Origin of the sequence: Enterococcus gilvus ATCC BAA-350 (genome assembly GCF_000407545.1) — a bacterium.
In the GTDB taxonomy this organism is placed as follows: Bacteria; Bacillota; Bacilli; order Lactobacillales; family Enterococcaceae; genus Enterococcus_A; species Enterococcus_A gilvus.
The window spans coordinates 262151-285282 of record NZ_ASWH01000002.1; the positions used below are offsets into that span (position 1 = coordinate 262151).

At 45.7% G+C, this 23132-nt stretch carries 27 protein-coding genes; 14 read left to right on the forward strand and 13 right to left on the reverse strand.

The genetic code is table 11. The features are described from left to right. The first annotated feature begins 194 nt into the window (after nucleotides 1-194). Genes I592_RS16255 through I592_RS16265 form a run of 3 tightly spaced genes read left to right on the forward strand, consistent with a single transcriptional unit; the run spans nucleotide 195 to nucleotide 2541 of the window. Nucleotides 195-1256 (forward strand): ABC transporter permease, encoded by a 1062-nt coding sequence (locus I592_RS16255; protein WP_010778589.1) that lies wholly within the window; start codon nucleotides 195-197, stop codon nucleotides 1254-1256. Between the two features lie 12 nt (nucleotides 1257-1268). Next, nucleotides 1269-1970, forward strand: a complete 702-nt coding sequence (locus I592_RS16260; protein ID WP_010778588.1) for an ABC transporter ATP-binding protein — start codon at nucleotides 1269-1271, stop codon at nucleotides 1968-1970. A gap of 31 nt (nucleotides 1971-2001) precedes the next feature. Beyond that, nucleotides 2002-2541, forward strand: a complete 540-nt coding sequence (locus I592_RS16265) for a TetR/AcrR family transcriptional regulator (protein WP_010778587.1) — start codon at nucleotides 2002-2004, stop codon at nucleotides 2539-2541. 39 nt (nucleotides 2542-2580) lie between these two features. On the opposite strand, the gene I592_RS16270 is transcribed toward I592_RS16265, so the two are convergent. The 4 genes from I592_RS16270 to dapA all read right to left on the reverse strand — a co-directional run bounded on the left by I592_RS16270 (nucleotide 2581) and on the right by dapA (nucleotide 5725). Then, entirely contained in the window at nucleotides 2581-3219 is a 639-nt protein-coding gene (locus tag I592_RS16270) for a hypothetical protein (RefSeq protein ID WP_010778586.1), read from the reverse strand. Between the two features lie 122 nt (nucleotides 3220-3341). Beyond that, nucleotides 3342-4043 (reverse strand): 2,3,4,5-tetrahydropyridine-2,6-dicarboxylate N-acetyltransferase, encoded by a 702-nt coding sequence (dapD, locus tag I592_RS16275; RefSeq protein WP_010778585.1) that lies wholly within the window; start codon nucleotides 4041-4043, stop codon nucleotides 3342-3344. 39 nt (nucleotides 4044-4082) lie between these two features. Continuing rightward, nucleotides 4083-4838: a 4-hydroxy-tetrahydrodipicolinate reductase gene (dapB, locus tag I592_RS16280; protein WP_010778584.1), complete on the reverse strand. Its 756-nt coding sequence runs from the start codon at nucleotides 4836-4838 to the stop codon at nucleotides 4083-4085. After that, complete coding sequence (gene dapA, locus I592_RS16285) at nucleotides 4835-5725, reverse strand: 4-hydroxy-tetrahydrodipicolinate synthase (RefSeq protein WP_010778583.1); 891 nt, start codon at nucleotides 5723-5725, stop codon at nucleotides 4835-4837. Before dapA ends, dapB begins: the two co-directional genes overlap by 4 nt. Nucleotides 5726-5977: 252 nt before the next feature. Between dapA and I592_RS16290 the strand changes: the two genes are divergently transcribed. The 11 genes from I592_RS16290 to I592_RS21725 all read left to right on the forward strand — a co-directional run bounded on the left by I592_RS16290 (nucleotide 5978) and on the right by I592_RS21725 (nucleotide 16496). Continuing rightward, on the forward strand, nucleotides 5978-6700 hold the full coding sequence (locus I592_RS16290) for a lantibiotic protection ABC transporter ATP-binding protein (protein WP_010778582.1): 723 nt from the start codon (nucleotides 5978-5980) through the stop codon (nucleotides 6698-6700). Beyond that, on the forward strand, nucleotides 6693-7433 hold the full coding sequence (locus I592_RS16295; RefSeq protein WP_010778581.1) for a lantibiotic immunity ABC transporter MutE/EpiE family permease subunit: 741 nt from the start codon (nucleotides 6693-6695) through the stop codon (nucleotides 7431-7433). The genes I592_RS16290 and I592_RS16295 overlap by 8 nt, the downstream gene beginning before the upstream one ends. Beyond that, nucleotides 7420-8169, forward strand: a complete 750-nt coding sequence (locus I592_RS16300) for a lantibiotic immunity ABC transporter MutG family permease subunit (RefSeq protein WP_010778580.1) — start codon at nucleotides 7420-7422, stop codon at nucleotides 8167-8169. Before I592_RS16295 ends, I592_RS16300 begins: the two co-directional genes overlap by 14 nt. Before the next feature lie 54 nt (nucleotides 8170-8223). Next, the gene (locus tag I592_RS16305) at nucleotides 8224-8889 is read left to right on the forward strand and encodes a response regulator transcription factor (RefSeq protein WP_044926688.1); all 666 of its coding nucleotides are present in this window, start codon (nucleotides 8224-8226) and stop codon (nucleotides 8887-8889) included. After that, nucleotides 8877-10244: a sensor histidine kinase gene (locus I592_RS16310; protein WP_010778578.1), complete on the forward strand. Its 1368-nt coding sequence runs from the start codon at nucleotides 8877-8879 to the stop codon at nucleotides 10242-10244. Before I592_RS16305 ends, I592_RS16310 begins: the two co-directional genes overlap by 13 nt. 189 nt (nucleotides 10245-10433) lie before the next feature. Beyond that, nucleotides 10434-11606: a M20 metallopeptidase family protein gene (locus I592_RS16315; RefSeq protein WP_044926691.1), complete on the forward strand. Its 1173-nt coding sequence runs from the start codon at nucleotides 10434-10436 to the stop codon at nucleotides 11604-11606. Nucleotides 11607-11621: 15 nt separating this feature from the next. Then, the gene (lysA, locus tag I592_RS16320; RefSeq protein WP_010778576.1) at nucleotides 11622-12920 is read left to right on the forward strand and encodes a diaminopimelate decarboxylase; all 1299 of its coding nucleotides are present in this window, start codon (nucleotides 11622-11624) and stop codon (nucleotides 12918-12920) included. A 9-nt stretch (nucleotides 12921-12929) separates the two neighbouring features. Beyond that, complete coding sequence (dapF, locus tag I592_RS16325; RefSeq protein WP_010778575.1) at nucleotides 12930-13757, forward strand: diaminopimelate epimerase; 828 nt, start codon at nucleotides 12930-12932, stop codon at nucleotides 13755-13757. 318 nt (nucleotides 13758-14075) lie between these two features. After that, nucleotides 14076-14978 (forward strand): hypothetical protein, encoded by a 903-nt coding sequence (locus I592_RS20815; protein ID WP_010778574.1) that lies wholly within the window; start codon nucleotides 14076-14078, stop codon nucleotides 14976-14978. A 223-nt stretch (nucleotides 14979-15201) separates the two neighbouring features. Further along, nucleotides 15202-16101, forward strand: coding sequence for an NAD(P)-dependent oxidoreductase (locus I592_RS16335; RefSeq protein ID WP_010778573.1), 900 nt, complete (start codon nucleotides 15202-15204; stop codon nucleotides 16099-16101). 230 nt (nucleotides 16102-16331) lie between these two features. After that, nucleotides 16332-16496, forward strand: a complete 165-nt coding sequence (locus I592_RS21725) for a hypothetical protein (protein WP_010778572.1) — start codon at nucleotides 16332-16334, stop codon at nucleotides 16494-16496. 34 nt (nucleotides 16497-16530) lie between these two features. On the opposite strand, the gene rarD is transcribed toward I592_RS21725, so the two are convergent. From rarD to I592_RS16375, 9 genes are all read right to left on the reverse strand, one after another. Beyond that, nucleotides 16531-17421 carry an EamA family transporter RarD gene (gene rarD, locus I592_RS16340; RefSeq protein ID WP_010778571.1) on the reverse strand — a complete coding sequence of 297 codons (891 nt, stop codon included), beginning with the start codon at nucleotides 17419-17421 and terminating at the stop codon, nucleotides 16531-16533. 100 nt (nucleotides 17422-17521) lie between these two features. Next, complete coding sequence (locus tag I592_RS16345; RefSeq protein WP_010778570.1) at nucleotides 17522-18169, reverse strand: hypothetical protein; 648 nt, start codon at nucleotides 18167-18169, stop codon at nucleotides 17522-17524. Nucleotides 18170-18226: 57 nt separating this feature from the next. Then, nucleotides 18227-18484, reverse strand: a complete 258-nt coding sequence (locus tag I592_RS16350) for a hypothetical protein (RefSeq protein WP_010778569.1) — start codon at nucleotides 18482-18484, stop codon at nucleotides 18227-18229. Nucleotides 18485-18612: 128 nt separating this feature from the next. After that, nucleotides 18613-19131, reverse strand: a complete 519-nt coding sequence (locus I592_RS16355) for an HdeD family acid-resistance protein (RefSeq protein ID WP_010778568.1) — start codon at nucleotides 19129-19131, stop codon at nucleotides 18613-18615. A 105-nt stretch (nucleotides 19132-19236) separates the two neighbouring features. After that, nucleotides 19237-19410 carry a hypothetical protein gene (locus I592_RS21460; protein WP_155857523.1) on the reverse strand — a complete coding sequence of 58 codons (174 nt, stop codon included), beginning with the start codon at nucleotides 19408-19410 and terminating at the stop codon, nucleotides 19237-19239. Between the two features lie 171 nt (nucleotides 19411-19581). Next, nucleotides 19582-20013: a GNAT family N-acetyltransferase gene (locus I592_RS16360; protein WP_010778567.1), complete on the reverse strand. Its 432-nt coding sequence runs from the start codon at nucleotides 20011-20013 to the stop codon at nucleotides 19582-19584. An 85-nt stretch (nucleotides 20014-20098) separates the two neighbouring features. After that, nucleotides 20099-20278, reverse strand: coding sequence for a hypothetical protein (locus tag I592_RS16365; protein WP_010778566.1), 180 nt, complete (start codon nucleotides 20276-20278; stop codon nucleotides 20099-20101). Nucleotides 20279-20420: 142 nt separating this feature from the next. Then, entirely contained in the window at nucleotides 20421-21590 is a 1170-nt protein-coding gene (locus I592_RS16370; RefSeq protein ID WP_010778565.1) for a galactokinase, read from the reverse strand. A 1-nt stretch (nucleotide 21591) separates the two neighbouring features. Then, on the reverse strand, nucleotides 21592-22623 hold the full coding sequence (locus I592_RS16375) for an aldose epimerase family protein (RefSeq protein WP_010778564.1): 1032 nt from the start codon (nucleotides 22621-22623) through the stop codon (nucleotides 21592-21594). Between the last annotated feature and the right edge of the window lie 509 nt (nucleotides 22624-23132).

Here is a 23132-nt window from a genome sequence, read left to right on the forward strand (position 1 = left end):
ACGAAGATCATAGGCAAATCACATTGTTCGGCTAATTCAATCAACTATTTAATAGAAAAACGCAAAAGCAATCAAATCACCAACTAGATTGCTTTTTTGTCGTTCCCGGAATAATTCCACTAAGCAGATTAATTCCCTAAAAAAATAACTCGTGGTAGGGTAATTTTATCAAGTGATAAGTGGAGGTCTTTTTTATGTTTTTAGCAATCAATGAAATCAAACATTCGAAGCTGCGTTACACCTTAGTGATGGGCGTCATGTTTCTGATTGCCTATTTGGTGTTCTTTTTGACGGGACTGGCTTACGGGCTGGCGCAGGACAATCGGACGGCAGTAGACAAGTGGGATGCAGATTCTATTCTGCTGACAGAGGAAGCAAATAACAATTTAAACATGTCTATGATCCCGTTAAAAACCTTTGACGACGTGAAGGCGGATGAGAAAGCGTATCTTGCCCAGACAGCGGGTGTCATAAAGGGCGACAACGGAGAAAAAATTGATGTCAGCTTTTTTGGGATCGATAAGGACCAATTTATCGCGCCGAAGCTGAGCAGCGGGAAGATGTTCTCGACTGACGATGAAGCGGTGGCGGACATTTCCTTGAAGGATGAATACGATCTGAAGCTCGGTGAAACGGTCAAAATGGCCGGTAATGACAAAACATTGACGATCGTTGGTTTTACAGATAACGCAAAATTCAACGTCGCACCTGTATTGTACACGACGATCGGCGCGTATCAGGAAATTCGTTTTGAGACACAGGGAACGAATGAGAATACTCGGATCAACGCGATCATTACGCGTGGAACGGTCGATTCGGTTCCTGATGATCTGGACAAGACCAGCATCAGCAGTTTTATCAATGATCTGCCGGGCTACAGTGCACAAGTATTGACCTTCGGATTTATGATCGGGTTCTTGATCGTCATCGCGGCGATCGTGATCGGGATCTTCATTTATGTATTGACGATGCAAAAAGCGGAGATTTTCGGCGTCATGAAGGCACAAGGAATCTCAAGCCGCTACATTTCAAATTCCGTGATCGCTCAAACCTTCTTGCTGGCGACTGTCGGTGTCGTGGTCGGTTTGGCGGCGACGCTAGGAACAGCGCTGGTACTACCAGACGCGGTGCCGTTTCAAGTGAACATGCTGTTTTTCGGCGGAATCAGTCTATTGATGATTCTGGTGGCGTTGATCGGAGCGTTCTTCTCCGTTCGAACGATCGTGAAGATTGATCCATTGAAAGCAATCGGATAAGGGGGAGAAACCATGAGTGCAATTGAATTTAAACAAGTAGAGAAAACATTTAAAGATGGTGATTCGACGATCGAAGCCTTGAAGGAAACGAATTTCTCCGTGGAAAAGGGAGAATTTGTCGCAATTATTGGTCCCTCCGGTTCGGGGAAGAGCACCTTTTTGACCATCGCCGGCGGTCTGCAATCGCCTTCGGAAGGGGAAGTCTTGATCAATGACGAAGACTTCAGTAAGAAGAAGGAAAAGGATCGGGCAAAATTGCGGTTCAAAGAAATCGGCTTTATTTTGCAGGCATCCAATCTAGTGCCATTTCTGACCGTCAAAAAGCAATTGAAGTTGGTGGATAAGGTCAGCAAAAACGACAACACGCAAGTTGCGGAGAAATTATTTGACCAACTGGGAATCGCGAGTCTAGAGAACAAATACCCGGAAGAACTTTCTGGTGGGGAACGTCAGCGGGTCGCGATCGCTCGCGCCTTGTATCACGATCCGACGATCATTCTTGCGGATGAACCTACCGCCAGTCTGGATTCTGAAAAAGCCTATGAAGTCGTTAAGATTTTAGCGAAGGAAACGAAAGAAAAGAAGAAGGCGACGATCATGGTGACTCACGACACTCGCTTAGTAAAATTTTGCGACCGCGTGTTAGAAATGAAGGACGGCATGCTGAAGGAAAAGGAACTTTCTGAAGACGACGCCCACCCGGATAGCGTATAATAACTGTACAAAAGAAGAGCGAGGCGATTCAATGTACGAAGAGATTTTGGATATTGCAGAAGATTTGTTCATGAGACAAGGGTACAACGACACCTCCACACGGCAAATTGCAAAAATCTTAAACATCACCCAACCAAACATATACTATCATTTTAAAAATAAAGAAGAGATCTACTTTCAAGTAATGAAACGCTTATCAACAGAAGTAGGGAAGAACCTTTCTGACCTATCGAAAAAAGCGGGGAGCTTTGAAGCGCGGGTCACGGCAATGGTCTTTTACTTGCAGGAGCGACACCCGTTCAGCTTATTCATGATGATGCATGACATCCAGCATACGCTAAATCCTGAAATCGCGAAGCAGCTCTTTTCTTTTTGGCAGGAGTCGTATAAGCGCCCGTTTCTCGACCTGTTCAATCAGGAACCAAAAATTCGTACGTCTGTCGAACCCGAGGTTGCGGTGCGTCAGCTATTCATATTGATCTCGGCAAATTTAGAATCGCCAGAGGCCGTACAAAAGGAAAATATGGAAAAATCCATCCAGCTTTTCTTCTACGGAGTCTTGGACAACTAAAAAAATCCCACTATCTTGAAAGGATAGTGGGATTTTTGCTTAGGCCAATACGGCTGCGATCATGTCAGGCAATTCTTTTTTCATGACACGTTTTGTTGAGAGTGCATCAGTATAAGTGACCGATTGATCCGCTGCGACCGTTGCTAATAATTGACGGTCTTTTTTTGGCGGGTTGTAGAAAACTTCGATCGCTTTGTCAGCTTCTGACCATTCAGCAGAGTAATTCGTTTTTGTTTTCAAGGCTTGGTTCAATGCCTCTGCTTGTTCTGCTGTTACGCCGTTGCTTTCTGGTGCTTTAGCAACATCTGCCATGATGTCTTGGGCAAGTTCTGCCGCTTTGTCTGTCTCAACGCTGGTATGGGCCGCTTTTTTGAAGCTTTCTGACCACAGGTTGTACAGGCTGTTTGTCAATTGATTCAAGGTATTGGTTTGCGGATTTTTAATGTGAGCTTCCACCAATTCTCTGAAGGAATGATCCTGCTCTCCACTTTGGATGTGGCGAGTTTCGCCATCCGGTGTCTTTTCGTCAAAATGGATTTGATGCGTGTTGACTTTGTCAAAATAAATCTTCACGTCGCTGTGGATATGATCCGCAAGTGTTTCTTCTACTTGAGCGAAGGTTTTGCTGATTTGTTTGTTGCGTAGCTTGATTGATTTTTTGATACTTTTTAAATTCACGAGTATAATTCAGTCGCTTTCTTTTAAGAGTTGTTCTAATCCGATAGTATTATAGCATATTTCGTAAGAAGTGCAGTAATAATGCAAAAAAAGACGGAGATTTCTCTCCGTCGGGTCTCATTTTAACGTAAATCTTTGAGAAATTCTGTTTTTCCCGGGTCGATCTCGTCCTTCATTTTAATGATTCGTGCAGGCGTTCCTGCAACGACTGCGCCAGCAGGGACATCTTTTGTTACGATCGCACCTGCGGCAACGACCGCGTCTTTTCCAATGTGGACGCCTTCTAAGATGACGGCATTGGCGCCTACTAATACATTGTCTTCCACAACCACAGGAGAGGCACTAGGCGGCTCAAGAACACCAGCCAAGACGGCGCCGGCGCCGATATGAGCGTGGTTTCCGACCGTCGCACGAGCACCTAAGATCGCACCCATGTCGATCATCGTGCTATCACCGATCGATGCACCGATGTTGATGATGGCGCCCATCATGATAACCGCCTTGTCACCGATGGCTACACGGTCGCGAATCAAGGCGCCGGGTTCGATCCGTGCATTGACGGAGGAGATATCCAGCATCGGGATCGCTGAGTTGCGGCGGTCATTTTCAAGGTGGACCTCGGTAATGTGTTGTTTTTGTTCTGTCAATACTTCTTGTACTGCCTGACTTTCACCAATCAAGATCCATGTTTTTTCTTGTCCGAAAAACTGTACCTTTTCTTTGGTGATGCCCGTCAAATCGCCTTGTACGTAGGCTTTGACAGGGGTCATTTTTTCGGCATTTTTAATGTATTTTGCAATTTCATAAGGATCAGTCAAAGTCATAAATTTACTCCTGTCTACTTATCTAATTAAAATTCCGTTCTATTTTTCATCGATCAGTTTTTCCATATCGTATAAACCGGTCGTTTTGTTGCTGATGTATTTAGCTGCTTTTACGGCACCGCTGGCGAAAACATTGCGGGACAAAGCCAAATGATTCAGTTCGATGACTTCGTCTGGACCTGCGTAGATCACAGTGTGCTCGCCGGGGATAGTCCCGCCGCGTACCGCGTGGATACCCAACTCAGATAAGGGGTTCTCCAGATCATTTCCGTGGCGCCCATAAATATACGTCTTCTTTTCTTCAACGGCATCATTAACGGCATCCGCAAGTAAAAGGGCGGTCCCGCTAGGTGAATCTTTTTTCTGATTGTGGTGCTTTTCCACGATCTCGATATTAAAATCTTCTTCTAAAACAGGCGTGATCTCGCGGATCGCTTTTGCTAGAAGATTGATACCCAGGGACATATTTGCTGAGAAGAAGACCGCCGTTTCTTCGGCAGTTCGTTGGATCTGTTCGTGGATCTCGTCAGTCAAGCCGGTCGTTGCTACGACTACTGGGATCTTTTTGTCTCCGCAATACTCCAGAACAGCGGGAACAGCAGAGTAATGGGAAAAATCAATGACGACGTCAGCGTTTGTCTGGCAGTCTTCGATGGAGCGATAGGTAGGAAAGTCTGCTTCAAAGGCTTCACGATCAACGCCGGCTACGACGCGCATCTCAGGTTGTTCCGCGATCATCGTTTGCAGGACTTGTCCCATGCGCCCATTCGCACCGCTTAAAAGGATGTCGATCATTCTGCTACCTCCAACCCGTAGGCAGTCATTTCTTTTTTCAATCCTTCAACGGTCTCGGCTTTTGCCGGAGACAAGGGAAGCCGGAAGTGTACGTCGATTTTCCCTAAAAGACCAACCGCTGTTTTAACCGGGATAGGGTTCACTTCGCAGAAGATCGCATGGATCAACGGGATTTGAGCAAGCTGTAATTCTTTTGCTAAAGAGAAATCTCCTTCCAACGTGGCTTTTGTCAGCTCGTGGGTCTGTTTTGGCGCGATGTTTGCGATCGTTGAAATCGAGCCACTGCCGCCTAAGGCCATGATCGGCAAGACTTGATCGTCGTTTCCAGAATAGATCGCAAACTCCTCCGGCATGATCTGAGCGATCTCTGCGATTTGCGAAATGTTGCCGCTGGCTTCTTTGATCGCCACCACATTCGGGATCTCGCTCAAGCGTTTGACCATTTGCGGGGCAATATTCATATTCGTACGTGAAGCCACAGAATATAAAATAATCGGCAATTCCACGTTTTCTGCGATTTTTTGGTAGTGAAGAAACAGACCTTCATCTGAAGCTTTATTATAGTAAGGAGTCACGATCAATAGGGCATCGGCACCTACTTTTTCAGCGCCTGTTGACAATTCGATGGCATGCTGTGTGTCATTTACACCTGTGCCTGCAATCACCGGGACGCGTCCATTCACCTTATTGACGACGGCCTCGATCACAGCGATATGTTCGTCATTGGCTAATGTGGAGGCTTCACCAGTCGTTCCGCAAGCGATGATCGCATCGGTACCTTCGCTGATCTGCCACTCAACAAGTTCCTCTAACTTCTTGTAATCAACAGCACCATCGGCTTTCATGGGTGTAACTAAAGCGACACCAGATCCTTCAAATATTCTCAAGAGAAACAACTCCTTCATTGTTTTTTTCAAAGATCTTGTAAAAAATCTTTAATAGTAGGATTATATCTCAATTATGAGTGAAAGCCAACGGAAATCTCATGGAATTTTTAATCAGGAATAGTCAGAGAAATTTAGTGTAGGAAGCGCAGTCTTCTTTCTATAGAAGGTTTTTTGTTTTTGAAAAATCTAAAAACCTTATCATTTCCTTATAGTTGTCTTTCATACTGGAAGTAGAACGAGGAGGAAACCCACATGAACGAATGGATTGTTACTACGAACCAGTTAACGAAAACCTATCACGGTCAAAAGGCCGTAAACAACTTATCATTAAAGATCCCTAAAAATAAAGCCTACGGATTGCTTGGTGCGAATGGTGCCGGAAAATCAACGACATTAAAGATGCTCGCCGGACTGATCCAACCGTCTGAAGGAGAAATTCTCTATCAGAATAAGCCTTGGCAGCGAAAAGACTTGTCAGAGATCGGCGCCTTGATCGAGCGGCCGCCGTTGTATGGAAATTTGACAGCTCGCGAAAATCTATTGGTACGCACCACGACTTTAGGGTTGTCTGAAAGGCGAATCGACGAGGTCTTGGCTATCGTTGATCTACAGAATACTGGTAAGAAAAAAGCCCGTCAGTTTTCTATGGGGATGAAGCAGCGGCTAGGATTGGCGCTAGCATTATTGAATGAACCGAAATTATTGATCTTAGATGAGCCGACGAATGGCTTAGATCCTTTAGGGATTCACTCTTTTCGCGAACTGATCCGATCGTTTCCTGCCCAAGGAATCTCGGTGATTCTTTCCAGTCACATTTTATCAGAGGTCGAGCATACTGTGGATACGATCGGGATCATCGCCAACGGTCAATTAGGGTATCAAGGGGATCTGCCGGAAAACAGTGTGGCGTTAGAAGCACTCTTCATGAAGGTGGCGAAGGAAAATCAGACGGAAGGGGCGAGCTGGGATGAGTAAGATCATTCGAGGGGAAATGCTAAAGGGCAAACGCAGCTTTGGCAGAAAGAGCTTGATTTTGTTCCCATTATTAGTAAGCGGGATGGCTATTTTTTTAATGGGAGGAGAATTGACGCAGATCGGTGCCTATAACTGGTGGTACATGTTGCTGCTGCCGATGGTAGTAGGACTTGTTTGTACAAATCTGGTGGATGCGGATAAGCGCTTGGGTTTTTATAATTGCAACGTACTTCCTATTTCTCCAGCAAAAATGTGGCACGGAAAAATCTGGACAGGGCTGCTTTACTTGGCTTTTTCAAATGCGGTCGTTTTTGGTTTGACGACGCTTTCGGGTCTGTTGTTTCCATCGCAATACCCACTTTGGCGCGGTCTCGTTGCGGGCATCGTTTTAACCGTCACGTGGGCGTGGCAAATTCCTTTAGGGCTTTATTTGGCTACGCGGTTTCATTCGGTCGTTACATTTCTAAGCATTCTCTTTTTGAATATATTCTGTTCCAGTCAATCGATTGCGGGAGGCGCCTTTTGGTACGTGCCCTTTGCGATCGCGCCAAGACTGATGGCGCCAATCATTCATATCAATCCGAATGGCGTGCCATTAGAAGCTGGAAGTCCGTTGTATGACGCAGGAGTGGTCTTACCAGGCCTGATACTCACGTTGCTGTTCTTGCTCGCCAGCAGCTTTCTCTCGACGCGCTGGTTCAGTAAGGGAGGTCGTTATCGTGAAACGATTTAGACGTGTGTTGCTGGGGGATATTCTAAAAATAAGGCAAACGCCTTTTTTTCTTTTGCATGTCGCCTTGCCGTTAGTGGGCATCGGTGTTTTCGCCGCGTATCAATGGATGACGAACACGCACTCCCAGCTGCTCCTGATCAATTATTTTCAAGTACTAAGTCTCGTGTACCCGATTCTTGCGGCATGGATGACCACTCTTATTGTTGATCAAGAAAGCGAAGCAGGAGACAGTTTCTTCTTATTAAGTGCAGTATCCCGCTGGCGAGTACTGACTTCAAAGGTTGGGATACTTTTAGTTAGCGGTCTGTTTGCTTGCCTGCTGGCAGGCTTCGGGTACCATCTGGTCGTTCAATTTCGCGAAGACTACGCGTTATCCAGTCTGTTCATTCTTTTTCTAGTGGGCATCGTCTGGTGCAGTGCCTTGTTTCTTTACTTTTTCCATTTATTTCTGGGCCTTTCCTTTGGTCGAAACGTCAATTTCGCGGTTGCAGCCGTCGAGTTGCTGTTGTCCGCACTGTTGCTTACCGGTTTGGGAGAAACGATCTGGTTTTTCTTCCCGTGTGCGTGGGGCGTTCGTTCGATCCCTTTAGCAGCCGCGTATTTGAGAGGAGCGACAGCCACGAGCTTTGGTACGGTACACGTGGTATTGGTCTGTCTGGTTCTGCTGACAGTATTCATGCTGGGTGGGTTATTCCTTTGGTTTCAAAAATGGGAAGGGCGATCAAGTGAGGAGTAAGACCCTTGTTGGATGAGCGATTTCAACGTATGATTGAAGAAAAGGGGTGAGGTTATGGCAATGATTTTCGCTATTGATGACGATGAGGGCATCTTGGCATTTATTAAAACAGCATTGACACGAGAAGGTCATCAGGTAGAAACATTCACCACCACCCGAGAAGTGACGGCGGAAAAAGCCGCATTTGCGGATTTGATCCTGTTAGATGTCATGATGCCGGATCAGGACGGCTTTGATTACTGCCGAAGCATTCGCGACCTTGTAGATTGCCCGATTCTATTTGTTACAGCAAAAACAGAAGAGAAGGCTTTGTTGCAAGGACTTGGAGTCGGAGGAGATGACTACATCCGCAAGCCCTTCTCCCTAGCGGAGTTGCGTGGGCGTGTATCTGCCCACCTGCGCCGAGAATCTCGCGGACACACGCATCGCATACGCGTTGGGGAAATTTCTTTAGATATTTCCAGCAAGAAAATTTATTATGGCAGCGAGGAGATGTTGCTGACAAAATCAGAATATTTGATCTCCGCCCAGTTGATCACGTCTGCGGGTCAAGTATTTTCAAAGGGGCAATTGTACGAAGCTGTATTTGGCTTTGATGGACGTTCTGAGGAAAGCGTGATCGTTGAACACATCAAGAATATTCGGGGAAAGCTAAAGAAATACTCAGCAAATGACCCGATCGAAACGGTTTGGGGGATTGGGTATCGATGGCGAAAATAAAAACAATCAGTCTGACTGGGTATGTGACACGCCTCTTGGCAGCTGCTTTTTCAGGCGTCGTCGTCGTTTTGATGTTGGCATTGCTTCTTTTTCAAGTCTTGATTTCTACGGAAAAGATCGCGCCGGCAAATGCAGGAGAGATCCATGCGCGAGAGGAGATGAAGCGGATTGAAGAGAATCAGGTCTTTCCGGCTAAATTGTCACCGTCATTTTATCAGTATGTTTATTTTACCAAAGAAGGGAAGGTGCACGCGGCTTCTTTAGCAGGCGAGCCTTTAGAGAAAACACTTGCTCAGTACAAGGATAAGACCGACAGCTATTCTACAGGAGCGTATGTGACGTTGGCTGATGGCAGTTATGCGTTATTTTCATGGAATTATAAAGCACAGTTTACCAATCCGACATTGAGAAAGCTGTTTCCGAATTTTGAAAGTTTCTTTCTGATTGCGATCGTGCTCGCGCTGCTGCTTTTCTTTCTTCTGTTTACCAAAAAAGTCAGTAAGCAATTAAAGGAAAAATTGCTGCTGGTGGAACAGGCGAGCCAACAAATCACCCAAAAGGACCTTGATTCTGTGATCGGCACCACTTCGGGCATCCGGGAATTCAATGAAGTGCTGCATTCAATGGAAGAAATGCGCGGTGCCTTGAAAGACTCCCTCGTCCAACAATGGCAGACAGAGCAGCAGCGAAAAAAAGAGATCGCGGCGCTGACTCATGATATTAAAACACCACTGACCATCATCAATGGCAACGCCGAGCTGTTGATGGAAGAAGAACTTGCCGAAGAACAGCAGCAGCTTGTCCAGCATATCTATGATTCAGGAAAAAAAACCAAGCAATACCTCGATTTGCTGCAACAGGTTTCAACTTTTGATGTGGTTCAAGAGGAAAAGAGTCCTCTTTCCGTCACGACCATTTTAGAGGAAGTGAGGCAGACATTTACACCTCTGGCTAAGAAAAAAGGGATCGAATTGGCGATTGGGCCTTCGCCACAAGGGACTGCTATCAATGCGGCCCCTGTCATGCTGATGCGCGCATTGGGAAACCTTTTGGAAAATGCGATTCGATATACTGATTCGGGAAAAGTGACGGTAGAAACGGTGCACGACGAAAAAAGCATAAGATTTGTGATTGAAGATCATGGTCCAGGATTCTCGCCAGAGGCCCTTTTACATGGGAAGGAAATGTTTTGGCAGGAGGATCAAAGCCGGACAACAGGCAGCAATTACGGCATTGGACTAGCCATCGTTGAACGTATTGCCAACTATCACGAGGGGCAAGTAATCGTAGAAAACACCACTGTTGGAGGGAAGGTTACGCTCATCCTATCTAATGAAGAAACACTTAGACCTTGAAAGAAGTTAAAGGCACACAGGCTGCGTGTTCCTTTGGCTTTTTTTGTGAGTAAATGAAAGAAAACGAAATTTTTTCATTTAGTTTCAGAATTTTAAAAACAAATGAATGACCTATCAGACAATCTGTACTATAATATGAGAAACTATCAATGGATTTCTAATCAAATAAGCATTATTCTAAGAATTTTTATGGAAATGAGTGAGACGATGATCGAAACGGAAGTCAAAGAATTAGAAGAATTAGTCACGACGATGCGCCGTGAGCTGCACCAAATCCCTGAATTGGGACTAGAGGAGACGCGCACGGCTGCTTATATTCGCGAGAAGCTGGCGGCTTTTGGTGTGACAGAGACCTATGAAGTAATCGAAACAGGAACGATCGCCGTCTTAAGAGGAAGCAAACCGGGAAAAACGATCGCCTTTCGTTCGGATATCGACGCGTTGCCAGTGGAGGAGCAGACCGGCTATGCGTTTGCATCCAAGACTCCGGGAAAAATGCACGCCTGTGGTCATGACGGCCATATGTCGACTTTACTAGGATTCATTGCCTATTTGCATAAGCATCCTGAAACGATCCAAGGAACACTAGTCTTTGTGTTCCAGCCAGCCGAAGAAGGACCTGGCGGGGCAGAATTGATCATGAAAGCGGGGATTCTTCAAAAACTTGGCGTGGAGGAAATCGTCGGCTTGCACGTATTTCCGGATCTGCCTGCTGGGAAAATTTCCTGCCGACCTGGACCGATGATGGCGCGGAATGCAGAAGTCACCATCACGATCAAAGGGGTCAGCACCCATGGCGCACAGCCGCAGCTAGGCGAAGATGCTATCGTCGCTGCCGGCGGTGTGATCTCTGGATTGAACAGTATTTTGGCGCGAAATATCGGTCCGCTGGATAACGTGGTTTTGACCTTTGGGACGATCCATGGCGGCGAAGCGATGAATATCGTGGCGAAGGAAGTTGTTTTACATGGGACGATGCGGGCATTTGATGACAAGGTCTACGATGAAGTCGTTCGACGGACAACATTATTAGCTAGTGAAATCGCGAAGGGCTACGGGTGTGAAGCCGTAGTGGACTTTAACCACATGTATCGCGTCGTCGACAATGACCCGAAGATGGTAGAGACGCTGGAGAAAGTCGCAGCGGACTATTATGTGGAGACACCGCCTTATTTGATCGCGGAGGATTTTTCGATGTATCAGCAGGAAATTCCCGGAATGTTTTTCTTTTTAGGCATTCGTGATGAAGCAAAGGGCTACACGCATCCGCTGCATAGCGGACAGATGAAATTTGATGAATTGAATCTCTTATTAGGGATTCAGACCTATGTCAACTTGATCGCTGGATTAAATGAACATTAATTAAGGGGGCTTATAATGGACTTTGAAACAAAAAACGGACACTTGATGTGGGATGGCTGTGACACGGTCGCTCTGGCACAAGAATTTGGCACACCACTTTATGTTTTTTCACAAACGATGATCGAAGAGAAATGCCAGGAGTTGCAGCGAGATTTTGTTGAAAAATACGACAACGTGCGGGTAGCCTTTGCCAGCAAAGCCTTTTCGACGTTGGCGATGCTGAAAATCATCGAGAAGCAAGGCTTTTCGTTGGATGTCGTTTCTGATGGCGAGCTTTATACCGCTGTCAAAGCTGAGTTTCCCGCAGCGCACATTGAAATGAACGGCAACAACAAATCCATCGAAGAATTAGAGATGGCGATCGATTACGGGGTTGGACGAATCATTATCGACAGTCTGCAGGAAGTGGCTCTGATCGCAGCGATCGCAAAAGAAAAGCAGCGCGTCGTGGATATTCTTTTCCGCATCACGCCGGAGGTCAATGTCCAGACCCATTCCTTTATCTCGACGGGACAAAAGGACTCGAAATTCGGGATACCGATCGATGAAGCGATTCTTTTCCCGCAAATCAAACAGGCAATCGAGACGCCTGAAGTCAATTTTCTAGGGTTTCATTTCCATGTCGGAAGTCAATTGTTCGATAACGAAGCCCATCTAGCAGCAGTAGGGATCGCTTTGGATTTAGTGAGATTAGTGAAAGAGCGCTTTGATTATACGATCAAGGAGCTGAATTTCGGCGGCGGTTTTGGGGTTCGATACACGGATGCCGATCAGCCGAAGCCCTTCAGCTATTTTACGGACCCGATGATGGCGCAGGTTTTGGCGTTTTGCGAGGAAGAGCAATTCCCACAGCCAGCCATCGTAATCGAACCAGGACGCAGCATCGTGGCCGAAGCCGGTATCAGCCTGCATAAGATCGGCGCGATCAAAGAGCTTCCGGGTCTGCGGAAATATGTGAGTATCGATGGCGGGATGACGGACAACATTCGTCCAGGACTGTACGAAGCGGAATACACAGGGATTTTAGCGAATAAAGCCGATCAGCCAGCCGCTGAAACAGTCACGGTCTCTGGGAAGGCTTGCGAAAGCACAGATATCCTTGTCAAAGACATCGAATTGCCGACAGTCGAAGCAGGCGATATTTTCGCGACTTTTTCAACGGGTGCATATGGTTATTCCATGGCCAGCAACTATAACAAATTGGCGATTCCGGCCGTTGTATTGACCAACGACGGACAAGCAGAATGTATCGTAAAAAGACAAACATTGGATCAGATCATCCAAAATGAAGAGATTCCAAGTTTTTTGAAATGAGGCGAAAGAATGGCTATTCCTTTTTATAAAATACAAGGTGCTGGAAATGATTTTATTTTGATCGATAATCGTGGGCTAGGTTTTTCGACGGAGGAACTAACGAAGGTCGCAGCCCGTGTGTGTACTCGGCGTGTGTCGGTAGGTGCGGACACGTTGATCGCCGTTGAAGCCCCTCGCGGAACAGGTGATTTCTACGCGCGCTTCTTCAATGCCGACGGGTCGGAAGCGGAAATGTGCGGGAACGGTGCCCGCTGTGTCGCACGATGGGCCTACGAAACAAAGGCGGCGCAAGAAAAAATGACCATCGAAACCATCGCAGGGAATGTTCCGGCTGAACGGCTGGACAAACGGACGTATCGCGTCCAGTTGAATTCTCCGACGATCTTTGAAGCAGACAAAAAGATTCAAGTCGATGGCAAAGAAGTAACTGTCGATTATGTTGAATTAGGTGATCCGGGCATTCCTCACTTAGTCGTTCACTTCCCTGATCTGGCGATGACAGAGCTGGAAACGATGCTTGATTTTGCTAGAAAACTGCGCAACCACCCAGTCTTTCCAAAGGGTGCCAACGTGAATTTCTACGATGTTTTGCCAGACCAAACAGTGGTGGAACGAACCTACGAACGAGGAGTAGAAGAGTTTACCTTAGCTTGCGGAACAGGCACAGGGTCAACAGCCTATGCATTGAATAAAAAGAAGATCGTCGCAGTCGAACCCGCGGTGATCGAAGTCCTTGGCGGGCAGCTTCAAGTAGAGGTGACAGGAGAAGACTTATACTTGATTGGCGACACGAACCTCGTTGCTGAAGGGACGATAGTAGACGAAGATTTCGTATAAAAAAACAACGACCAATAATTTTGGTCGTTGTTTTTTTGTTATTTAATTTTCGCTTTGTCTCTATCGATGAGTTGGAAAATATTTATTCAATAATGTTTGTAAATTTAAAAAATAAAAGTATTTCATTGGGTATTTACAAGAGCGTTATTTTAGTATTATCCTAAGTGTATAAAAAACACAGGAAGCGATTTCTTGAAAATGGAGGATGGGAACATGGATGTTAAAAAATTAGGCACACGGCAGTTATTCTTGATGAAACGAGAGTCTTTGGAGAAGAAGATCGTGACTTACTAAGAACAATCCGGTGACGCAAATTCTGTGATCGAGTATTTGGTTGCGGTCATGGTGCGTAATTCGCTGAATTTGACTGGGGCTTTTTCTTTTCTCTGCAAAGACCTGCTTCGGGATCTCTTTTTAACAGTCGAGCCGACAGATACCCTGCGCCTCTTTCTGCCCTTTTTCAAGGAATACTTTGAATCCAAAGAATGGGAAGGCTTGATCAAACAGTATTTTGGAAGCCCTTCCGAGTATTTTTCCCAGACTGAAATGATCCGCTCCTTCAAGAATGCCTTTGAAAAACAGGGCAGTTTGGACCTTTACAGAGAGGGGCTTGTGTATGACATTCGTTCCCGTTTTGAAGATGCGGCGGGCAAGCGCCATCTGTTGACGATTCGCGATGTCGATCCTAACAAAGAGGAGACATTGGTGGCGGAAATTCTGGAAGTGTTGACCTTACTAAGCATCTTTGAAGTAGACGGCGTCCGAAAATTCGTGGCATTGGTCGATTATAAAGGCGGCGGTCACGTGGAGACGACTTCCTACAAAGTGGGGAAAGCCAAACAAATAGAAGAGGATACTGTCGTTGAAGAAGCGCCTACAAACACAAAGACCAAAAAACAGCCAGTAGTCGCTGCCGCCGCAGAGCCAATTACTACAACAACTCCATCGCCGAAAAAATCCAATAAGCTGTCTTACGAAGAAGCCGCGGCGATCGTCGAGGCGGAGTATCCGTTGCCGGGGGAAGAAGCTTCGAGCACAGAAAGTCCGTCCCATAACGCCGCCGATCTCCCGCCCAAACCGACGTCCTCCTACGTGCGTTTCGATAAGACACCTGAGCAAGTAGAGGAAGAGCAGCGACAGAAAAACCTCAAACGAAGACTGGATAAGCAGCAGGGGAAGAAAAAGGACAGCCGAACCAAGCGGAATAGGAAACGAAAATGATGACGGTTCACGCCGCTAGCGTAAAATCGTGTTTCTTTTATGCAGACTTTAGAAAAAATAGCTGCTATCCTATCATCCTCCGCAGGACGTTAACGGGTTAACGGTCGGAATTCTTTTGTCGTTCTTCCTTTGTGAGGAGAACACGGCGGTTTTGTTCTTCTTTATTGACGCGAAATTTCGTAGGACGTATCATGAAGGGAGTACAAGCTACGAGGAGGCCGACATGAAAATATTTAAGAAAATGGTGGCGATCGAGCCAACCAAATTATTGCCTGAATGGGACGAGAAACTAAAAGCGCTGGCAGAGGAAACGGTCTTTTACGAGGACATCCCCGCAGATACAGCCACAGTCATCGAGCGAATCGGCGATGCTGATTGCGTGATGCTGAGCTTCACCAGTTCTATTGATAAGGAAGCGTTGGAGGCGTGTCCGAACATTCGTTATATCGGTATTTGCGCGAGTCTGTATGCGCCGGAGAATGCCAATGTCGATATTCGCTATGCAGAGGAAAAAGGCATCGTTGTGACTGGCGTGCGGGATTACGGCGATGAAGGCGTAAAGGAATACGCCATCAGTGAATTGGTTCGTCTGCTGCAAGGTCGCGGGCCTGCAATGTGGAAAGAAGAACCAATGGAATTGACCGATGTGAAGGTTGGGATCGTTGGAATGGGAACAGTCGGAAGTCTGCTTGCACGCACGATGGACTTTTTCGGGATGGACGTCAATTACTACAGCCGTACGCGGAAGCCAGACATCGAAAAAGAGCTGACGATGACTTATTTGCCGCTTGATGAATTACTTGGAAAAGTAGATATCGTGATCACCTGCTTAAATAAGAACGTGGTCTTATTAGACAAAGCTGCTTTTCAAACATTTGGCAACGGAAAGATCTTGATGAACGTATCCATCGCACCTTCTCATGAAGTGCCAGCGTTAAAAGAATGGTTAGAGCACGGGGATAATTACGCCTTCAGCGATACGGAGGCTGGTTTAGGAGCAGAAGTCATTGGTTTGCCAAATGTCTTTGCTGGAAAAACCAATGCGGGACTAACGTCGATGGCGAAGGTTCGCCTGGCGCAAAAAGTCATTGGGAATATCGAGACGTTTCAAGCGAAAAATTGATTGATGGAATGATAGGACTCCAGCGTGAGCGCTGGGGTCTTTTTTATGTCCAACGCCACAGCGAACAACCTCCTGTCAAAAGACGTCACATCAAATGTTTCTTTTTTGAAATTATTTGCAGTTGATGTAAGAAAATATAACATAAGTTATTGAAAACGGCATAAAATCCCGCTATGATGGATAAATGAAGAGACACTCGTTGGAATGATAGGAAGAAAAGGGGAAGCGATATGGAACGCCAATACTTAGTTCAAGTAGAAACGATCATCGGGGAAATGACTGAAGAGACCTTTCGGACACATCGTGAAGCGCTGTGTTATGCGACCAATTACCAAAGAGTAAAGAAAAGCAAAGTATTCAGATCAGGGGAAGTCGTTCATCATGTTACCTATTAAGAAAGCTTCTAAAAGCAAAAAAAGAGGGAGACGTCTACGGACGAATCCCTCTTTTGCGTGTTTCGATAAGATTTCCTACTACGAAAATCAGTATGCCTAACCAGATAAACGCGAAGGCAATAAATTGCGGCAACTGGTAGGGCTCATGGAATAGAAAGATCGCCATCGCCAGCATGATCGTTGGGTTGACGTATTGCAAAAAGCCGAGTGTGATATACGAAAGTTTTTTCACCGCCGTCGCAAAGAGCAGCAACGGGATCGCCGTAACGATGCCGGCTCCGATCAGCAGCCAATTCGTAGTGGCGGGATACTGCATAAAGCCTACCGGTGAAACAACGAATAAATAAATCAACGCGATCGGGGCGATGATCAGTGTTTCAAGAGTAATACTTGTCGCTGCACTCAAATCCAATTGTTTCTTAGTCACGCCATACAAACAAAAACTTGCTGCAAGGAAAATCGAGTTAAAGGGAAAGACCCCCGTTTGAATCGTCAGCAGCACGACGCCCGCAAAAGCGGAGAGACTGGCTAATTTCGCCTGCTTCGTCAAAGGCTCCTTTAGGTAGATCGCGCCAGCGAGGACGTTCAGCAGGGGATTGATATAATAGCCCAAACTAGCCTGCTGGACTTGTCCGATCGAAACAGTATAGATATAGATTCCCCAATTGAGGGAAATAAAAATCGCGGCAACAATAATAGCAAGTGTCTTTTTTTTACTTTTTAGCAGCGCTTTGACCTCTTGGAGAAACCCGGGGACTTTTCGGAAAACGATCAAGTAAAGAGTCATGAAGACCAGAGACCAGATGATCCGATAAAAAAGAATGTCGACGGGACCGACATTTCCCAATAATTTCCAATAGAGGGGAAGGATGCCCCAAAGAATGTACGCGCTGAACCCATAAACCAACCCTGAATCTTTTTTCATTGAAACCTCCTTAGTTCCGTCATGTTCACTTAGTTTAACATAAACGCTCAAGAGAATTTATAGAAAAAAGCAGCTTTGATGAATCAAAGGGAAGATTTTTTTAGCCGTCAAGTTCTGTCTTCAAATTATCGAAAAACGAATGAAGGTATTTTTGGACAAAAAGAAACACGCGGCAGCCAATGTACAGACTTCCCGCTAAAAGAATCAGCACGTGGATCTTGTGATCAATGTGAAACGTCGCGACAATCACCTTCAGCGATCCGAACGAAAGGGAATAGTGAAAAAGCTTTTCCAAAACGAGCTCCGCCGACAATGCACCGATCATTAAGGAAGAAAGCGCGACGTAAATGGACTGAAGCGAAAATTCCAAGCTGATGAAGGGGGTCGTTTCACCAAGGAGACTCATGGTTTTAAAAGACGCACGCTGGTCGTTCGCCATATGAAAAAACAATCGCCGAATCGCGCTCAGAGTCACTATCAGACAAAGCACCGCTAAAAAGGTAGAGCAATGTTTAAAAACAGTCGTCAGCATTCCGCTGGGGGAGATCAGATCCATGATGGCCATGCCGCCGTGACTCGCGGCTTCTCTGACTGCGTGGTCGTGCCAGTGGGAGAAGAACAGACTGATGGTGAGAAAGGAAAAGGCGATGAAGGAGGACAAGCAGCTCAAGGCGAGTGACGCTAGAATACCGGAGCTGCGGGTCAAATTTTTGATCGAATTTTCCAATAAATAATAGAGTTTGATCATGTGGATACCTCGTTTCAGATAGAGATAGTCAAAAAAGCCATTCAGACGAGTGAATGGCTAGGGATTGGAACGATTTTTTTTGTAGGAAAAAAACAAAGCGGCGCCAACGACGACACCATAATATAAAATGGGCAAAAGCGGCGTCTCCACATTGTCAAAGGAATAATAATAGAAAACGAGTGAGCCACCAGAGAAAACAAAGGTAGCGAGCATTTGCAGTAAAGAGGGATTTTTCTTGACTAATGCGAGAGTGTAAGGACCTAGGACAGCACCCAGCAGGCAAAGCAGAAAAGCAACAACATCTCTTGTCAGCATCGTAACATCCTACTTTTTCACGTATTCGTTTGGAAAAATGCCAGTAATCGGCTCACAAATAGTATAGCATGCAGAGGCGCACTCAGGGTAAAAAAAATAGAGACACACGGTCTCTATTTCTCGCTTGATTAAAATGCATACGCGATAAGTGAAATACCTGCCATCATAAAGTAGAAGCCTACTAGGAAGGCAAGGGTAAGAGCGGAAGTCAAAGGATTGAATAAAAGCATGAATCCTAAGATAACGCCGATCACGTCGATCACGATGTGGAACCAGTAATAGCCGGTGCTTCCAAGTTTGTAAATGCTCGCTGTAAGGAGACCGACGATCGAATCGAAGAGAAACCAAATCGCAAAAACAAATGGCAAAGCGACCAATCCAGCAGTGATGTTGAATAAGAAGAAAATACCGATCAAGATATCAACGACTCCTAAAACCATCATCAACGTAGATTTTTGATTCGTAAATTCGTGAAGTTTACGTCTAAAGAATAATTCAAAGAGTCCTTTTAAAATTGCTGAAAAAGCAAAGACATAAACAATGGCAACGAGACTGCTTCCTGGATCTCTAAATGCAGCAAGAGAAACGAGAATAAAAAGAATCCCCATCAAAAAATAAGGCCAGCTAAAGGTTGTTTTTCTTTCCATATTTTTCACCCCCTTGAAAAAATAGTACCACTTACTGAAAAAATATGAAAAGAAAACGATCACTCGTCAGAAAATAAACCGTTCTCATAGAAGGAAAGGGAATTTTTATTGGTTTTGTCCATGCTTGATGGCTTTAAAGGCATTGATCCCAAAAGAGATCAGAAAGAAAAAGCTCGCCCATTTGAAGATTGGGCCTTCTTGAAACGCAAAAAACAGCGAGACGAAAAAATAAGAAAGCGCAATGTAGAAGTAGGGGTTGTGCAGCCCTTTGAATTTCATGATACTCACCTCTTTTAAGGCAGTATAAAGGTTTGAAGAGGCGCCGTCAAAATGTAGGACTTTCCGACAACAAGTGCCGATAAGCTAGGAACGAGAAGGAGCTATTTGCCAGAAGAAGAACTCCGCAAAAAAACACACTGCATTGAAAAGATGCAGTGTGTTTGAGCTGAACTAGGCCTGCCAAGACATCAACACTTCGGATTCGTTGGTTTCTGGATCAAGTCGTTCCTCTTGGCTATCAAAATGATTTTTCTGATAAAAGCGCAATGCCGCGGCATTCTTTTTATAGACGGCTAAGGTCAACTGCTGGTGATCGGACTTCACTGTATTCAATAGTTGGGTGCCGATGCCCAGCGAACGATAGGCGCTTAAAACAAAGATGCCGGCGATGTAGTCGTCCATCATTCCGAGGAAGCCGACGATGGTGTCTTCGTGGTAATAGGCATAGATCGATGCTTGGGAGAAGGCCTCTTTCACGGCGGCCTGATTGCTCAGCCAATAGTCTTCACTGATGAAAGCATGGGCATCGATGTTGCTTTTCAGCCATATGTCGGAGAGTGTCGTTAATTCATTTTCTGTGAGGTTGTTCAATTGTTTGATCATTCTTTTTTCCTTTTCTAAAAATGTCATTTATTCTTCGTCTTGGATTTTTAGGGAATCTGACTGCATTTTCTGTTCAAAAAGTCGGTCACTCTTTTGATTTGAAAAGCGGCTCTTGAGAGGACGTGTAGTAGTCGCTATTCAGCGTCTCTTCTTTTTTCTTTCCCAGCACTGAAACCAGCATCGGGCTAAAGCCCAAGAGTCCCAGTAAGAGGGCGACGGGGATGTAGAAGCGTTTCTGTTCAAATAGCTGGGTCTTTTTTTTCATCGTCAAGCCTCCATTCGATACCTAAGTTCTGTCTTTAAGTTTATCAGAATCCAGCAGGCAAAAAAAGAAGCGGGGGAGTGTTTTCTCGATGGAATAAAAAACGCCTTCCCCGCAAAAGAGGAAAGGCGTTCATAGAAGACGGTTAATCGAGTTTCGTGGTTCCGCTGCCGATGTGGGCGACGTAAAAATCAGGCGCATAGCCGACCGTGTTCATATACGTGTCATAAACATTGTTTTTAAACGCGGGAATCGTGTCTTCTTTGACTAGCGCGATGGCGCAGCCGCCGAAACCAGCGCCTGTCATCCGTGCCCCCAAAACACCGGCTTGTGCCTGGGCCGCGTCAACAAGTGTGTCCAATTCGATCCCCGTCACTTCATACTCATGACGCAGCGAATCGTGAGACGCATTCAAAAGCTGACCGAAAGCTTCCAGATTGCCATTCTCTAATTCTGCTTTGGCCTTCAAGGTCCGTTGGTTCTCGGTCACCGCATGACGGGCACGGTGGATCAAGGTGTCATCACCGATCAGCTCCGTGTTTGCTTCAAAGGTTTCTTCATCCAAATCACCCAAGGCGTGAATGTCTAGCTTCGTTTGCAGGCGGGCAAGGGCCTCTTCGCATTCACTGCGGCGCTCATTGTACTTGGAATCCGCTAATTCACGGCGTTTATTGGTGTTCATGATCACGATGGCATAGCCGTCGAGTTTTACGGGGACCATTTCATAAGCCAAAGTATTGGTATCTAGCAGGATCGCTTGGTCCACATCGCCAAAGCCGATGGCAAATTGATCCATGATCCCAGAATTGACGCCGATAAACTCATTTTCTACTTTTTTACCGGTTTGGACCAGCTCAAGACGGTCCGTATCCAGTTCAAACAAATCCTCTAAAACAACACCCACTAATAACTCCAAAGAGGCGCTGCTGGAAAGACCAGCACCGTTGGGGATCGTGCCTTCAACGAGTAATTCAAAACCGTGATCGATGGTGTGTCCGGCTTCCTGCATTTTCAGGATCATGCCTTTCACATAGTTTGCCCAATTGTCCTTTTTATCGTAGGCCAACTGATCGATGGCAAAGGAGATCACTCCGACATCTTCAAAGTTGGTGGAGTAGACCAGCACCTTTTTGTCGTCACGAGGCGCGGCGGCACCATACGTTCCGTAGGTGATCGAAGCGGGGAAGACATGACCGCCATTGTAGTCGGTATGTTCCCCGATCAAGTTGATTCGACCGGGTGAGAAATAGTGTGTGGTTTTCTTTGGTCCAAAAATTTCAGCAAATGTTGTCGTTAGCTCGCGAGTGCTGGCCATATTAATTTCCTTCTTTCATGAGTAGTTTGTATTCAGTCGTCGTTTCAAATGTTTGATTAGCGGGCAGGGTGATCGAACCGAATGCTGGAAATTGTTCGGCACCGGGAGCAATCTGAGTTTCAAAAGTGATCCCGCCATGATCCGCGAGTTTTTTTCCGTGCAGCTCTGGCCCGTCATTGCCGAAGTTCGCAGTGAAGATCACCACGCTGGAGGCATCCGTTGAGACGGTCAGCTCGATCGTGCCGTCAGGACTGGTCAATCGCGCGGCTGGTTTTTCCAAAAGGCTGTCCTTTAAGAAGAAGGGATGATCAAGCCCGTTGTATTGCTTCGTCTGTTCAAAGCTGCTGGTGAACACATCCGCTAGCGGCCGTGGGTGCTGGAAGTCCAGCGGTGTTCCCGTGACAGGAGCTTTTTCGCCTGTTGGAAGTACATCCGGACGCAAAGAAGCAAAGTGGTCGCTGTTCAGCCAAAGCGTGTGTTCAGCGATCGACTGAGTGACGTCGCCGGTCAGATTAAAATAAACATGGTTGGTTGGATTAAACAGGGTCGTCTGATCGCTTTTTCCTTTAGTGGTCACCCGCCAGACGTTCTCTTTCGTCAATGTGTGGCGAACCTCTATGTCCAAGTTGCCGGGAAAACCGTGCTCGCCGTCAGGACTGCTGCTGGTGAAGACTACTGACGCTTCGTCATCCCCATTTTCCACTCGATAGGCCCATTTTTTCGTCTCAAAGCCCGGCTGTCCGCCGTGAAGAGAATGCCCCGTCTTTGGATCGATCGCGACCTGATAGTCCCTGTCTTCAATCGTAAAGCGGCCGTTTTCGATCCGTCCAGCGGTACGACCGATAGAAGCCCCGATAAACGCATCCTTTTCTAAATATTCTTCGGCTGAATCAAAACCTAAGACCAATTCTTTATCCCAACCTAAACGAACGATCCGTGCCCCTAAGTCAGAGACAGATAAATGGAAACCGTCTTCATTTTCAAGGGTGATCAGTTGATAGCCTTTGCCAAAAGGCGTTTCTGTAATTTGCATTTAAAAAACCTCACTTTTTGTGTAGTAGAAATGTTTCGTGTCCCAATAAGTGTAGCGATTTCTCAAGAAAGTGACAAGGAATAGCTGCTTTTTACGTATCTTTAGTTTAACAAGAAATCGTTTTCTCCATAACGTCTTTCTGTGACGACTATTTAACTTTTTGTTGCATGTCACCAAAGGGGAAAAGAGCATCTATAGCGCCAGTCTTAACGGAATGTTCATTTCTTTGAGAAGGCATTTATCTCATTATATAGAAGAGAAAATGACGATTTTTGAAGCGTGGCAGAATCTCGAAGGGCACATCTGTTTCTTTCTTTGACTATCTTCGGATGGAAATTATAATAATCGGGTCAATTGAGCATTATATTTGATTGTAATTAGTAGTCACTGTGATAAATAATTCATAAAGTTTTTATTGACTGTTTTTATTGGGATTGATAAAGTATTTATTGTGTATTTCTTATTATTTTAAACTATTTTTACGTATATTTATAGTTATTTTATATATA

Coding starts and splice junctions, on each gene's coding strand:
- I592_RS16255 (WP_010778589.1), top strand. CDS start 195: ATGTTTTTAGCAATCAATGAAATCAAACATTCGAAGCTGCGTTACACC.
- I592_RS16260 (WP_010778588.1), top strand. CDS start 1,269: ATGAGTGCAATTGAATTTAAACAAGTAGAGAAAACATTTAAAGATGGT.
- I592_RS16265 (WP_010778587.1), top strand. CDS start 2,002: ATGTACGAAGAGATTTTGGATATTGCAGAAGATTTGTTCATGAGACAA.
- dapD (WP_010778585.1), bottom strand. CDS start 4,043: ATGACTTTGACTGATCCTTATGAAATTGCAAAATACATTAAAAATGCC.
- dapB (WP_010778584.1), bottom strand. CDS start 4,838: ATGATCGACATCCTTTTAAGCGGTGCGAATGGGCGCATGGGACAAGTC.
- I592_RS16290 (WP_010778582.1), top strand. CDS start 5,978: ATGAACGAATGGATTGTTACTACGAACCAGTTAACGAAAACCTATCAC.
- I592_RS16295 (WP_010778581.1), top strand. CDS start 6,693: ATGAGTAAGATCATTCGAGGGGAAATGCTAAAGGGCAAACGCAGCTTT.
- I592_RS16305 (WP_044926688.1), top strand. CDS start 8,224: ATGGCAATGATTTTCGCTATTGATGACGATGAGGGCATCTTGGCATTT.
- I592_RS16310 (WP_010778578.1), top strand. CDS start 8,877: ATGGCGAAAATAAAAACAATCAGTCTGACTGGGTATGTGACACGCCTC.
- I592_RS16315 (WP_044926691.1), top strand. CDS start 10,434: ATGGAAATGAGTGAGACGATGATCGAAACGGAAGTCAAAGAATTAGAA.
- lysA (WP_010778576.1), top strand. CDS start 11,622: ATGGACTTTGAAACAAAAAACGGACACTTGATGTGGGATGGCTGTGAC.
- dapF (WP_010778575.1), top strand. CDS start 12,930: ATGGCTATTCCTTTTTATAAAATACAAGGTGCTGGAAATGATTTTATT.
- I592_RS16335 (WP_010778573.1), top strand. CDS start 15,202: ATGAAAATATTTAAGAAAATGGTGGCGATCGAGCCAACCAAATTATTG.
- I592_RS21725 (WP_010778572.1), top strand. CDS start 16,332: ATGGAACGCCAATACTTAGTTCAAGTAGAAACGATCATCGGGGAAATG.
- rarD (WP_010778571.1), bottom strand. CDS start 17,421: ATGAAAAAAGATTCAGGGTTGGTTTATGGGTTCAGCGCGTACATTCTT.
- I592_RS16345 (WP_010778570.1), bottom strand. CDS start 18,169: ATGATCAAACTCTATTATTTATTGGAAAATTCGATCAAAAATTTGACC.
- I592_RS16350 (WP_010778569.1), bottom strand. CDS start 18,484: ATGCTGACAAGAGATGTTGTTGCTTTTCTGCTTTGCCTGCTGGGTGCT.
- I592_RS16355 (WP_010778568.1), bottom strand. CDS start 19,131: ATGGAAAGAAAAACAACCTTTAGCTGGCCTTATTTTTTGATGGGGATT.
- I592_RS21460 (WP_155857523.1), bottom strand. CDS start 19,410: ATGAAATTCAAAGGGCTGCACAACCCCTACTTCTACATTGCGCTTTCT.
- I592_RS16360 (WP_010778567.1), bottom strand. CDS start 20,013: ATGATCAAACAATTGAACAACCTCACAGAAAATGAATTAACGACACTC.
- I592_RS16365 (WP_010778566.1), bottom strand. CDS start 20,278: ATGAAAAAAAAGACCCAGCTATTTGAACAGAAACGCTTCTACATCCCC.
- I592_RS16370 (WP_010778565.1), bottom strand. CDS start 21,590: ATGGCCAGCACTCGCGAGCTAACGACAACATTTGCTGAAATTTTTGGA.
- I592_RS16375 (WP_010778564.1), bottom strand. CDS start 22,623: ATGCAAATTACAGAAACGCCTTTTGGCAAAGGCTATCAACTGATCACC.